The 13,013-nt window shown below is 35.2% G+C and carries 11 protein-coding genes; 1 reads left to right on the forward strand and 10 read right to left on the reverse strand.

Annotated features, from left to right (window positions below; all coding sequences use genetic code 11):
• Positions 1–11: 11 nt before the first annotated feature.
• From AC0KSB_RS03125 to AC0KSB_RS03160, 8 genes are all read right to left on the reverse strand, one after another.
• A complete protein-coding gene (locus tag AC0KSB_RS03125) occupies positions 12–785 on the reverse strand; it encodes an SDR family oxidoreductase (RefSeq protein WP_472306630.1) in 774 nt (257 codons plus the stop codon).
• 60 nt (positions 786–845) lie between these two features.
• The gene (locus AC0KSB_RS03130) at positions 846–1,604 is read right to left on the reverse strand and encodes an IclR family transcriptional regulator (RefSeq protein WP_472306632.1); all 759 of its coding nucleotides are present in this window, start codon (positions 1,602–1,604) and stop codon (positions 846–848) included.
• Between the two features lie 22 nt (positions 1,605–1,626).
• Entirely contained in the window at positions 1,627–2,253 is a 627-nt protein-coding gene (locus AC0KSB_RS03135) for an RpiB/LacA/LacB family sugar-phosphate isomerase (protein ID WP_472306634.1), read from the reverse strand.
• A gap of 46 nt (positions 2,254–2,299) precedes the next feature.
• Entirely contained in the window at positions 2,300–3,391 is a 1,092-nt protein-coding gene (locus AC0KSB_RS03140) for a Gfo/Idh/MocA family protein (RefSeq protein WP_472306636.1), read from the reverse strand.
• 31 nt (positions 3,392–3,422) lie between these two features.
• Entirely contained in the window at positions 3,423–5,225 is a 1,803-nt protein-coding gene (locus AC0KSB_RS03145; protein ID WP_472306638.1) for a thiamine pyrophosphate-binding protein, read from the reverse strand.
• Between the two features lie 79 nt (positions 5,226–5,304).
• Positions 5,305–6,297: an ABC transporter permease gene (locus AC0KSB_RS03150; RefSeq protein ID WP_472306640.1), complete on the reverse strand. Its 993-nt coding sequence runs from the start codon at positions 6,295–6,297 to the stop codon at positions 5,305–5,307.
• Positions 6,298–6,313: 16 nt separating this feature from the next.
• The gene (locus AC0KSB_RS03155; protein ID WP_472306642.1) at positions 6,314–7,807 is read right to left on the reverse strand and encodes a sugar ABC transporter ATP-binding protein; all 1,494 of its coding nucleotides are present in this window, start codon (positions 7,805–7,807) and stop codon (positions 6,314–6,316) included.
• 326 nt (positions 7,808–8,133) lie between these two features.
• Positions 8,134–9,189, reverse strand: coding sequence for a substrate-binding domain-containing protein (locus AC0KSB_RS03160; RefSeq protein ID WP_472306644.1), 1,056 nt, complete (start codon positions 9,187–9,189; stop codon positions 8,134–8,136).
• 343 nt (positions 9,190–9,532) lie between these two features.
• Between AC0KSB_RS03160 and AC0KSB_RS03165 the strand changes: the two genes are divergently transcribed.
• Complete coding sequence (locus tag AC0KSB_RS03165; RefSeq protein ID WP_472306646.1) at positions 9,533–10,570, forward strand: LacI family DNA-binding transcriptional regulator; 1,038 nt, start codon at positions 9,533–9,535, stop codon at positions 10,568–10,570.
• A 63-nt stretch (positions 10,571–10,633) separates the two neighbouring features.
• Here the strand turns inward: AC0KSB_RS03165 and AC0KSB_RS03170 are convergent, their stop codons facing one another.
• Positions 10,634–11,299: a lysoplasmalogenase family protein gene (locus tag AC0KSB_RS03170; protein ID WP_472306647.1), complete on the reverse strand. Its 666-nt coding sequence runs from the start codon at positions 11,297–11,299 to the stop codon at positions 10,634–10,636.
• Between the two features lie 86 nt (positions 11,300–11,385).
• On the reverse strand, positions 11,386–12,807 hold the full coding sequence (locus tag AC0KSB_RS03175; protein WP_472306649.1) for an MFS transporter: 1,422 nt from the start codon (positions 12,805–12,807) through the stop codon (positions 11,386–11,388).
• Between the last annotated feature and the right edge of the window lie 206 nt (positions 12,808–13,013).

Consider the following 13,013-nt stretch of genomic DNA (forward strand, 5'->3'; position numbering starts at 1 on the left):
TTTTGCTTTTCCTATTTGCCCAGAAAACCTCCATCAACCGGAATAACTGCTCCACTTATGTACCTTGAAGCATCAGAAGCTAGAAAAACCGCTATTCCTGCTAAATCTTCTGGATCTCCCCATCTGCCTGCCGGAATTCTATTTGTTAATTCTTCATACTGCTTAGGATTTGTTTCTTTAATATTTTTGGTCAATTCTGTTTTCATATATCCAGGAGCAATCGCATTTATATTTAACCCATTTGCCGCCCACTCATTTGAAAGTGCTTTTGTTAATTGTGCTACCCCTCCTTTACTTGCAGAATAAGCCGGAATCATCACACTTGCCACAAAAGAAGTCATTGAAGCAATATTAATGATTTTCCCATACTTTTGTTCCAACATTATTTTCCCTGCTTCCTGCGACATAAAAAAAACAGCATTAAGATTAATATTTATTACCGAATTCCATTTATCTGCAGGAAAATCTTCGGCTTTGCTTCTATACTGTATTCCTGCACCATTAATTAAAACATCTACCCTGCCTTCAAGCTTTTCAAGAGCTTCTTTAAAAATCAATTTTATAGATTCTTCACTACTCAAGTCTCCGATAACATAATGAACAGGAGCACCTTTTTCCCCGAGATGCTTTGCTGATTCTTTTACTCTTTCCATTATGTCTATCAAAACAACTTCTGCACCGGCCTCGTGTAAAGCCTCAGCCATCGTATAACATAGTCCTTTTGCTCCACCAGTAACTATTGCTTTCTTACCTTCTAAAGAAAAACTATTCATTAAACTATTCATTCTTCATCTCTTTTCTACCATTTAATTAAAGTATAATAAGATCAAATCAGCACAATATTTTTACCTGCTTACCAGACCATATCCCAGCTCTTTACTTATTCTCTTAGCGGTAATAATAAGCTTATTGATATAGATCTGCTTTTCCCCTTGAGTTTTATTATTGGTTGGTCCGGATATACCAACGCTATATTTAACAGCATTTCGGTAGTCAAAAACAGGTGCAGCAATACAAGAAACGCCTTTAGCCATTTCTTCATTGTCTTCTGCATAACCTTGATTTCTTATTATTTCTAACTCTCTGATTAAATCTTCTTTGTTTGTAATTGTTTTATCTGTATATTTAACGAAGTCATAATTTTCAAGTATTTCTTCAATTTTTTCTTTTGGTTTAAAAGCTAAAATGCATTTACCTACCGAAGAGCTGTGCAAAGGCTCTATTAGTCCCACATTTGCATAGAGTTTGTACTCTTTATTGCTTTTTACCTGATCTATTATGTATGCAGTTCCATTATTGTAAGTGCATAAATGTATACTTTCATTTAGCTCTTCTGAAACTTCACTTAAAATCGGTTTGGCAATAAGCAGGATATTTAAATTATTTTTCAATGCCTCACTGAGAAAAAGAACTTTTAAACCAAGCCTGAACTTGCCTGTAACAGAGATTTTTTGAACCATATCGTTTAATCTCAAAGTTTCTACTAGTCTAGAAGCCGTACTTTTATCTACTTTAAGAAAATCCGCTATTTCTTTTATGCTCATGCTTTCCTTTTCTGCAAGAGCACTTAGTATTTTGATACCTCTGTCAAGTGATTGTATCATTTTACATTACCTCGTTATAAGCCTATTGCAGCTTTTCCATTATGGTTAAGGCAATCCTGTTTTTCTGGCAAGACTCCTCAAGCAAATCCATAAATTTCTTGCTCTTTGATATAGTCATAAGAATTTCTTTATCAATTTTTGTCAATATGTCAGTTAACGGCAAATGCGAAACTCTGGATATTTCCATAAGCGTTTTACGGCTTGCTCTCTGACTCTCTTGTCTTGTTTGCGGGAATCCACGTCCGGCGGGATCTTGAAATAATCTATCGAATATAAACTCCAAATTTTTCTCTGCAGCCCAGCCATAACCTTTATTTAAGGCAAGAGAAACACAATTACCTCCATTTATTTGTGAAAATAACCATGCATCTAGCGGATCATTAATTAATCCTGCAAAAACATTAGGATACATCATAGCCGCATTAAGATATCCTTGACCTGTTCCACAACCACCTATGACCATTTCACATGCGTTTATGTTCAACAATATTGCAGACATTAAACCCGTATGGATATAAGTAAGTTCCTGTTCACCAGTCTTTGAAGTCATTCCTACATTAAGAACATCTATTGATCGCCCTTCAAGTGCTTGGATAATATCAGGATTTCTACTTTGCGCACTGACTTCATTTATAACTGCAATTTTCACTTTGATCACCCCTCTTATAATTTTTCATGGCCATAAAAAGTCATGATTAAAGTTCAATCGGTCTATTGTGAATAGATGACTGAATAGCAGCTAGCGAGAATTCTAAAACAGCTTTACCATCCTCACCCGTCAAAACTGGATCTCTGTCCTCAATAATAGCATCTATAAAATCTTTAGTTGAATCTATAAATGAATCAGCCCAGTCATCACGGAGATTTTCATAATGGCTTGTTATACCATCACGGTATATACTCAAAGAAGGTATTTGCTGCATTTTGCCAGTACATCTTGTTATCCAGATTACTCCTTTACTTCCCGTAATCTCTACTCTTTCATCGCAGGCATAATAATCGGAATTTATTTCCATATCCTTTGACCACGTTATGTCAAAAACTCCGTATTGCTTACCACCTTTATATCTCCAGGTAATCATCGAGGGAGCATCTAAATAAAACTGAACTTTTTTACCATTTTCATCAATATATTGTTCTGACTCCATATTGGTTCTTCCTATATATGCAAAAACACTCTCTGGTTCACCCATAAGATATCTGGCAATCGAAAATTTATGATTTCCATCATCAAAGACAAGCTCACCTCCGCCGCTTAATTCTTCCTGCATTCTCCATGCCCAGGTTTCATTATCAATTGACCAGCCATATTTATTATTACCGGCATTCATTTTTAAGCGGATCGTAAGCGGCTCACCAATTTCACCTGCATCTATCAGCTCTTTAGCTTTGACATAAGGAGGATAAAAAACAAAATTCTCGTATACTTTTAGCTTTACACCTGCTTTTTTGGCTGCATCAATCATCTGATCGCATTCTTCCAGTGTAAGTGCCATTGGTTTTTGTACTGAAACATGTTTACCTGCCTCACAGGCTTGCACCGTCATACTGCAGTGAAGATGATGAGGTACTAAAAGATCAACAACCTGTATGTTTTCATCTTTAAGTACATCTTCATATTTAGAATAAACTTTTTTTGCACCTAGCTCTTTTGCAAACTCATATCCTCTGTTTTCATTTATATCGCATACGGCAAAAACTTCTGCTTTGGGATTGTCTTTATATCCCAACACATTTAATGTTGCAATTCTTCCACAGCCGACTATACAAACTTTTATCTTATCCATATGATTCCCTCTTTCATTATACTTGTGAAACTTAAACCTGTTCTTCTACAATGCTTTCTTCATATCTTTCGCGTCTTTCTCTCATGTATTCAGGTACAGGAACATCCCACCAGCCATAGGCTTTGCCTCCTGATTCAGGATACTCTCTATATACATTTACTTCTATCAACGCAGGAACTTCCATCGAGACTGCTCTTTTTATTGCTTCCTCAACATCTTCTTCTGTCGACACTTTTTCAGAGTAAATACCAAAATTCTTTGCTATTTCCGAAAAATTCGGAGAGTACAGTTGATCCTCTTTCATGAAATCATTGCCAAAAGTATTCTCCTCGCCAAACATATCTGCCTGAACGTCTTTTATAGCAATCCAACCTGAATTATTTACAAGAATTACCACCACAGGGATGTTGTACTGTGCCATAACTGAAAGTTCTTGCATGGTCATCATAAAATCACCATCACCCATAAGAGCAACAACTGTTCTTGTTTTATCTGCCAGTTTTGCACCTATTGCTGCCGGCAAAGCCCAACCCATAGTTGAAAATCCACCTGTAGTAAGATGTTTTTGCCCATCCTTGAAGCAATACTCTTGGAATAGCTGTGCCTGAGTATTTCCGGACGATGTTGCAATAATACTTCTGGCAGGTAATATCTGATTCATTTTACCAATTAGCTGAGATATGGTTATTTTATCAAATTTCTGAGCTCTTTTAATTGAAAGTGTTTTTTCCCATTCCTTTTTGAGGTTAATTATTTCTTTGGTATATTCAGCCTCCAAATAATTATTAGTTGGTATATTTGTATTCAAAACATCTATTAGTTGTTTTATAACTATTCTAAGATCACCTATAATACCAACGTCACAGCCATAATTTTTGCCGATTTCACCAGCATCAATATCTACATGTATGAGTTTTGTTTCCGGGAAATTAAAACTAACGCCTTTTCTATAAGAACTTGCAGTCTCATCAGCAAACCTGGTTCCTAAAGCCAGAATAACATCAGCTTTACTGGTTAATTCTATACCAACAGGAGTTCCTTTGGCACCAGTATGGAATCCATTAAGAGGGTGATCTTCAGGAAAAGCACTTTTACCGGACATAGTTGTTATTACAGCAGCTCCCCATTTCTCAGCAAGTTCAATCAGTTCTTTTTCAACATTGCTGCCTAAGACGGCGCCACCAGCTAAAATCACCGGTCTTTTTGCCTGCTTCATTATAGAAATAGCCGTATCCAGATTTTTTACATCTGCTGCCGGAAAACTATCTGCTTTTCTATTATTATCGGAAAAATTCACCTCTGATGCATCTGCCTGAACATCCATTGGAAGAGCCAGTGCTACTGGTCCTTTTCGTCCGGTTGACATCTGATTAAAGCTGCGCTGCATTATTCTAGGAAGCTGTTTTACCGATTCGACTCGCCAGCATCTTTTGGTAACCGGCTCTAAAGTTTTAATAAAATTTGAGTCCTGATATCTTTCTATCTCCTGAAGAACTCCAACACCTTTCATATGTGTATGCGCATCTCCTGAAACTTGAAAAACCGGAACAGAATCAACATACGCTGTCGCCAGCCCTATTGATGTATTAAGTGCACCGGGTCCTATTGATGTAAATACAGCAAGTGGCTCACCTTTAACTCTGTAATAACCATCTGCTATATGAACAGCTGACTGTTCATGTTTCACTTGTATATATTCAGTTTTACCTTCTGCAACCGATTGCTTTAGCGCATCAAAAAAAGCTAATATTCCATGTCCTGGTATTCCTAAAACATAAGGAACTTTCTCCTTTTCAAGATACTTCATTACTATTTGTCCACCAGTTAATTTCATAATTATCTCCATTTCTATATTCAAAAAAATTTAATGTTTTTGTGATGTTTTTTAGTCATAAATATTCAAATATTTTCTATTAGCTTCTTCCACTTCTGTTTCTGTCAATGAGGACCGCCAGTATGATTATGCTTCCTTTTACTATCTGCTTATAAAAAGCATCAACCCCCAAAAGATCCATACCGTTGTTTATAATGCCAATATAGAGAGCACCAAGTACCATGCCAGGAATTGTACCGATGCCACCGGTAAAGCTAACACCGCCTATTATGCTGCCGGCTATTGCATCTAATTCGTATCCTATTCCAAGTGAAGGAGACGCTGATTTTAATCTTGCAGTTAAAACGGTAGCAGCAAGTCCTACAAGAAAACCCTCTAATATATATGTTTGTATTTTTACCTTAACAACATTTATACCTGCTGTTTTTGCCGCATCTTCGTTACTTCCCACCGCATAGATATATCTTCCCAGCGGTCTTTTTTTCATAATAAAATTCATCGAAATAATTACTGCTATGTATATAACTACAGTCCATGGAACTAAATTCAAAGAATCGATAGTAGCTGTGCCTATATATGTAAAAGAGTCAGGCAAACTGCCTACCGGCATACCATGAGCCGCTATCAGGGCAAGACCTCTTGCAATAGACTGCATCCCCATAGTTACTATAAAAGCTGGAATCCTTCCTTTAGCTATAACAAGGCCATTAAATGCACCTAAAAGCATTCCTGTACTAATTCCTGCCACATAACCTAAAGGCGCTGGTAGTCCAAACCCACTTGAACTGACCGACACAACAAGTGCTGAAATTACTCCGCACAAGGCAAAAAGAGATCCGATAGATAAATCGATGCAGTTCATAATAATCAATATACCTACACCAATTGTCGCTATTCCAATTGCAGATACCTGCCTAAGCACGGTCATCAAATTACCGTAACTTAAAAAATTATTTGCAAAAATAGATAATAGAACAAAAATTATCACGAACCCAATCCAGATACCATAGTCTGTTAAAATATGAGCAAAATCTATACTTTTTTTATTTTGCAGTTTTGATTTATTCAACATTTTACCCTCCACAATATTATTTTTTACCTACAGCCAACTCCATGATTCTTGTAGGACTAAACTCTGATCTTTGTAATTCCCCCGACTTTTCTCCTTCATGCAAAACGATTACCCTGTCACTCATGCCAAGAATCTCTGGTAATTCCGATGAAATCATTAAAATAGATTTTCCGGAGCAAGCAAGCTGGGACATTAACCTGTGTATTTCTGATTTCGTTTTTACATCTATACCTCGAGTAGGTTCGTCTAGAATAATGATTTCAGGATCGGCATTCAAAACCCTTGCTATAACCACTTTCTGCTGATTACCACCGGAAAGATTTGCACAAACCTGATAATCACTTGCCACCTTAATCTGCAATTTTTCTTTGTATTCATTAAAATATTTATTAGTTAAACTTTTTCTTATATAACCTTTTTTGAGACATTTTTTTATGGAAGACATAAGTACATTATCTTTTACACTAAGACCAATAGCACAACCATTCTTTTTTCTATCTTCCGGAACCATTATTATTCCTTTATCTATAGCATCTTTGGGTATACGATTAATGATTTTTTCCCCGTTTAGATATATTTCTCCGCTATCTATTTTTCTATAACCAGTAATCGCCTCACCCAGTTCACTTCTACCTGCACCCATCAAACCTGCCAGGCCTAATATCTCTCCTCTTCTAAGCTCAAAATCTATATTCTTAAACGCTTTTCCAGAACTCAAATTTTTCACTTCTAAAACAACATCACCTATTTGCGAATCTTGTTTCGGGAAAAGCTCATTTACATCCCTATCAACCATAAACTTTATTAATCTATCTTCGCTAATGTTCTCTACGTTATCTGAGTGTATAAATTTTCCATCTCTCAACACAGTTACTGCATCACACATACTGTAAATTTCATCCATTTTGTGTGATATGAATACAATAGCTTTTCCTTGTTCTCTTAAATCTTTTACAATTGATGTTAAATAGTTGATTTCTGTGCTGCTAAGAGCAGAAGTTGGTTCATCCATAATTATGATTTCTGCATTATAAGAAAGTGCTTTTACTATTTCCACTAATTGCTGTTTTGCAACAGTTAGGTTGCCAACAATTTCTTTGGGATCTATATTCGCCTTTAATCTTTGCATTATTTCCTTGGATTGTTTATACATCTTTTTATAATCTATCGAACCGAATTTATCTTTTGGTTCTCTGCCCAGAAAAATGTTTTCCATAACAGTCATCGGCAAGACCTGATTGAATTCTTGGAATATCATACTGATCCCGGCTAAACGTGTATCATTTACAGATTTAAAGTTCACACTTTGTCCTTTGTAAAAAATCTCACCTTTGTCAGGGGTATAGTATCCAATAAGGATTTTCATCAAAGTCGATTTGCCTGCACCATTTTCTCCAACAAGCGCATGTATTTCTCCTCTTCTCAAAGTGAATGAAACATCATCAAGCGCGTGCACTCCCCGAAAATGCTTGTCAATATTTTTCATTTCAAGGATGACTTCATTACTCATCTACCCACTTCCTTTTCTTTAGATGGAACAAAAATTTCTCGTATAGTCTTTTGATAAAATCTCGGAAAATAATAGAAGCAATTTCTTATATATCTGATAATAAACTATGTTTTTGACACTAACAATCACTATTTGATTCTTAGTTGCACTATTCGCAACCACTATATAAATTGTGTATTTTTGCTAGTAGCGCTTCTTTTTTTTGTCTAAAATCTCCATAAATTAAAACAGATGCTCTTTTTTGCACATTTTCTTTTTTGCACAAAGGTTACAGAGCACCTGTTTGTTTATACTATAATTACATTTTCACAAGCATGCTTTATTGATTAGAAATATTTTCTAGCTAAAGCATCTCTTTCCTCTGCACGAACTATAAATTCTTCAATATTATCACCATGGCAAATCTCATAAGGAATAAATAGATTACCTACTTCTTTTCCTTGTGCAGCCGCTATTGCAACTCTAAGAGCCTCTTCACCTTGTTTTACTCCATCCTGCCAGATAGAACTATCAACATTACCGGCTTTGATTGCTTCCATTATTACAGGATCACAATCCATTCCCAGAAGCTTAATTTCACCTAGAAGACCAGCATCTTCGACAGCGGTGATTACACCAATCAACTGGACATCTGCCATACAAAGTATTGCATCCATTTCACGTCCAGCCTGTATCCAGTTTTCAACAAGTTTCATTGACTCATCACCAGACCAGTTTCCTGTATCGTTAACAACCAATTCTATATTAGGGTTCATTTCCAGTACTTTTTGGTACCCTGTTGATCTACCTACCTGTGCTGAATGTCCTAGTACAGCATCTATATATGCTACTTTTCCATTCTCTCCGATTACTTCTATAGCTCTTTCCATCTGCATCATTCCAGCTTCAATATCATCTGATCCTACATGTGCAGCATTATTCATACTTTCTGTCATAGTATTTACGGTTATAATCGGAATTCCTGCATCTGCAGCTAAATCTACAGCAGTTGCTCCTTGCACACGATCTACAGGATTTATAATGATCGCATCAACTTTTTTGCTTATGAATGTTTCTATCTGACTTAACTGCTGTGCAGCATCATCGTCAGCAAACATGACTTCAACTTCCACCAGATCAGAATTTTGTGCTTCATACTCCCATATTCCTGAAGTAATATACTGTATGAATCCACTTTGATTCCCCTGCATCGAGACACCAACAACTATTTTTTCTTCACCACCGGCTGCTTCATCATCTGACGTTGAATCAACGTTTCCTGCCGTTGTTGTAGTTGCTTCTTCAGTCGTTTTATCAGTGTCAGCACTTCCTCCACATGCGGCTACTGAAACAAGCATTGATAAAACAACCAGGACTACTAGAATCTTTTTGAAATGTTTCATAGTTAAAACCTCCTTTTATGCTCCAACTATATCAGGACGTTTCACTTATAACAATCATTTTTCAGCGCTACGTTGCGAATAACGCAACGCTATACATTTTTACATCTTTTTGCATATAATTATATATATCTATTGTGCAATAACAACAAAAAACTTTTTTCTTTTCAAATTTTTTCACTAATAATACACTTTTTTGCCATCTTAACATTTATATATATTCAGTGCTTTTTTCTTTTTTTTCAAGTTTTTTTTAATATTGAACGGTTACAAATATGATATAAACAGCTATAATGATATCAAATGAAATTAAAATGAATTGTTAATTCATTTGAAAGAGGCTTTTATGAAAAAATACACTGTAAGCGATATTGCAAAAATGGCAGAAACATCACCAGCTTCTGTTTCAAGAGTAATTAATAATTTGCCAGGTGTTAATGATGAAACAAGATCCAGAATAAAAAAAGTATTAACCGAAACAGGATATAAAATCACTCCCAAAATTGATAATAAAACTATTTCACAAAAATTATTTAGCCAATCTTCGCGAATAATAGCACTAATAATGGGAGATATCCGAAATCCATTTTATGCAGACATAACTTATCATATACAAAATATGCTGGAAGAGCAGAATTATTACGTGCTCCTTCTAAATTCAGATTACAAAAATAACAAAGAGATCGAATTTTTTAATTTAGCCAAAAAAATAGACTTTGCAGGAATAATAGCAGTTACCGCTATGGATTCTTCAGGTTTTGTAAAAACAATTAATAAGTTGAACTGCCCCGTGGTATTAATAAATCGGACAATTGAAGGATATACCGGACCTTCTGTTGTACTGGATAATTTTCAAGCGGGTTATTCTGCAACAAAACATTTAATCGAATTGGGACACCAGAAAATCGCTTTTGTAGCAGGACCAGAAGATTCATCCTCAAGTATGCAGCGTGTAAAGGGATACAAGCAGGCACTGCTTAATTATTCACTTCCCTCACTTAAAGAAGATATTTATTCAGGAGATTTAACACTTGAATCCGGAAAAGCATGTGGGAGACAATTTTTAGCAAAAACACATGAAAATGCCACAGCAATTATCTGTGGCAATGATTTAATGGCAATTGGAGTTATGCAGGCTTGTGAAGAAGCAGGTGTAGTGATTCCAAACGATCTTTCTGTAATAGGATTTGATGATATTACAATTTCCAGGCTAAAGAAAATTAACCTAACAACAATGAAACAGCCGGTGATGCAAATGGCAGCTAAAACAGTGGAAACTATGCTCGCAGAGATATCTAATAAAAATATATACAATCAAAAACACATCCTGGAGTCAGAATTAATTATAAGAGGTACAACATCAGCACCAAGACCTAGAATATAGCTGTTTATCAGATTGTCCCTAAAACAAATTAAACGCCTATTCTTATCTTGCTGCATAATTTAATTATGCAGCAAGACTCAGTGCAAGTATCATTGTTGCGGCATAATAAGTAGTCAGATTAAAAATTGGTAAAACAGCAACTTTTTTTGCGAAATATTCAAAAATCAAAATAATATCTGAAATACCAAATAAGATGCAGCCGACAAGTATCAGAACAGCAGATGTATCATAATTTGAAGTAAAGAAAACAATTATACCCTTAGACATAAATAAACCAAGGCAAATTGAATAAACAAGAAGAACTTTTTCCATACCCTTTATGTTTATGCAATCAAGTCTTGAAATAGAAAAAATCAATACAGATATTATGGCTGCAAATATCAGATCATACATTTTAAATGGAGACAATGCTAAAAAAGCAAAAAAGAAAACAAAATGAGCTATCATAAAAGATGCAACACCTGCATAAAACCAGCCTGATTCAGCTCTTCCCTGCACTACACTAAGCAGAATATCTCCAAGTAAACATAATGCAAGTGCGGCTATCATGACTATTGAATATTTATTATTTTGAACACTTCTAAAAAGCAAAATATACAGTGCTACTAAAACAAAAATCAAACTTGTAAGGCTTTTTAGAAGAACATGAAATTTTTTGAAACTATCTTTATATTCTGAAATAATTAGAAAAGACAAACATAAAATATATAGTGGAATTATAATATACATAGACGAAACCTCTTGTAATTCAATCTAGTACACAAATAAACTATATTTATGTACTAGATTGAAAATGCTAGCAAACTCTGCTTGATCTATAGTGTAAACTCCGTTTTTAACTCATTTATCTTTTGAATTTCATTGTTATTGATACTATCTTTTATTTGTTTTTGTTTTTCCATATCTATCTTATACCTGTAAGAAATAAAAATACCGACTATTAATATTATTATAGGAGCAAAGCACATTATTGCACGAATAGCATTTTGTGCAGATTCCGGCTGACTAAGTATAGGAGCCCCACTAGGCTGTCTTTCCTGGAAATTAAAAAACCCTAAAATTGCCATTACTATAGAAAGGCCTACTGCCTGTGCGACTTTATTAGCAAAATTGACAAAACCACTCATGGATCCTTCATTTCTCCCACCCATGACAATTTCCGAAGCATCTACAACATCTCCAAACATTGCATGGCAAATCAGCCCGGGACCACTTATACCAAAACCAATAGCAACAGATATAGCAATTACCAGAAAGCCTGGAGTGCCAGGTTTAATCATAAAAAATATTATTGCACATACAATCCAAATGTATGAACCTAAACGATATGCAAAGGCTTTATTCTTTTTATTTATAACCCAGAGGTAAAAAGGCAAGGCTACAATTTGTGTAGAAAACATTAAAGCCGCCGCAACAAGCCCCAGCATGGAAGTTTCTCCAGTTGCAGTAACTTCTCTACACACATAGAAATCTATAAAGAAAAAGAACATTGCACTCATAATAGCCATCGTCATCTGTACAGTGATAAACATTCCTATATACTGGACAAATGGTTTTACTTTAAGAAATCTCGTAAATTCATCAAAACGAAATTTTCTCTTAACTGGAGGTGAAACTATTTCTTCTCTTGTAAAAAGACCGGTTACAAGAACTGATATTCCAAAAAGAGTTCCAAATAGCAGGCTCATCGCTATATAGCCATTATCTCCCCCAACTATATTAACAATCATTCCAGGAACAGCAACACAAAGAATCGACGAAAAAATGCTAAAAGCAAGTCGCATTGAATTTGCCGAAGCTCTATTTTTATAATCATAGGAAAGCTCAGAAGAAAGAGAGTAATAAGGAATCATTATCATCGTTTGAATAGTACAAAAGAATATATACGATAAAAGCACCGATATAACTCTCAAAGCAAGACTCTCAAATGAATATGGGAAAAACATCAGAAACATGGCGAGTATAACAAGTGGCGAAGCTGCAACCAGAAAAATTCGTCGTTTTCCAAAACGCTTATTAGATGTAGCGTCGGAAATTCTACCCATTAATGGATCACTTATTGAATCCCATGCTCTGGCAACAAACATTACAAAGCTTATCCAAAAAGGTGGCAGCCCCACTGTCAAAGCTAAAAATCCAGGGTAAAGAAAATTCACTATATTAAATGATCCTCCACCGAAAAAGTCGCCTGCAGCAAAAGATAATTTGTTTTTCAGTGTAATTGTTTTTTGTTTCATAACTTTCTCCTTGTTTCAGTTTATTGCGTTTATTGCTTTCAGCCATTGTAATATTAGAAACCCTTTATATCAATGACTTATCTTGTGCATGTTGCACATACTGCAACTTTATTACAAATCATGCTCAGATGATTTTATATAAACAGACAAGCTCAAATGTCAAAAATCTTAAATCTGCCTATTGTTTGAGAATAAAATAAAACATT

Source organism: Ercella succinigenes (assembly GCF_900002895.1).

Bases quoted from the DNA above. Each gene is read 5' to 3' on its own strand.
- AC0KSB_RS03125 (WP_472306630.1), bottom strand. From the start codon at position 785: ATGAATAGTTTAATGAATAGTTTTTCTTTAGAAGGTAAGAAAGCAATA.
- AC0KSB_RS03130 (WP_472306632.1), bottom strand. From the start codon at position 1,604: ATGATACAATCACTTGACAGAGGTATCAAAATACTAAGTGCTCTTGCA.
- AC0KSB_RS03140 (WP_472306636.1), bottom strand. From the start codon at position 3,391: ATGGATAAGATAAAAGTTTGTATAGTCGGCTGTGGAAGAATTGCAACA.
- AC0KSB_RS03145 (WP_472306638.1), bottom strand. From the start codon at position 5,225: ATGAAATTAACTGGTGGACAAATAGTAATGAAGTATCTTGAAAAGGAG.
- AC0KSB_RS03150 (WP_472306640.1), bottom strand. From the start codon at position 6,297: ATGTTGAATAAATCAAAACTGCAAAATAAAAAAAGTATAGATTTTGCT.
- AC0KSB_RS03155 (WP_472306642.1), bottom strand. From the start codon at position 7,807: ATGAGTAATGAAGTCATCCTTGAAATGAAAAATATTGACAAGCATTTT.
- AC0KSB_RS03160 (WP_472306644.1), bottom strand. From the start codon at position 9,189: ATGAAACATTTCAAAAAGATTCTAGTAGTCCTGGTTGTTTTATCAATG.
- AC0KSB_RS03165 (WP_472306646.1), top strand. From the start codon at position 9,533: ATGAAAAAATACACTGTAAGCGATATTGCAAAAATGGCAGAAACATCA.
- AC0KSB_RS03170 (WP_472306647.1), bottom strand. From the start codon at position 11,299: ATGTATATTATAATTCCACTATATATTTTATGTTTGTCTTTTCTAATT.
- AC0KSB_RS03175 (WP_472306649.1), bottom strand. From the start codon at position 12,807: ATGAAACAAAAAACAATTACACTGAAAAACAAATTATCTTTTGCTGCA.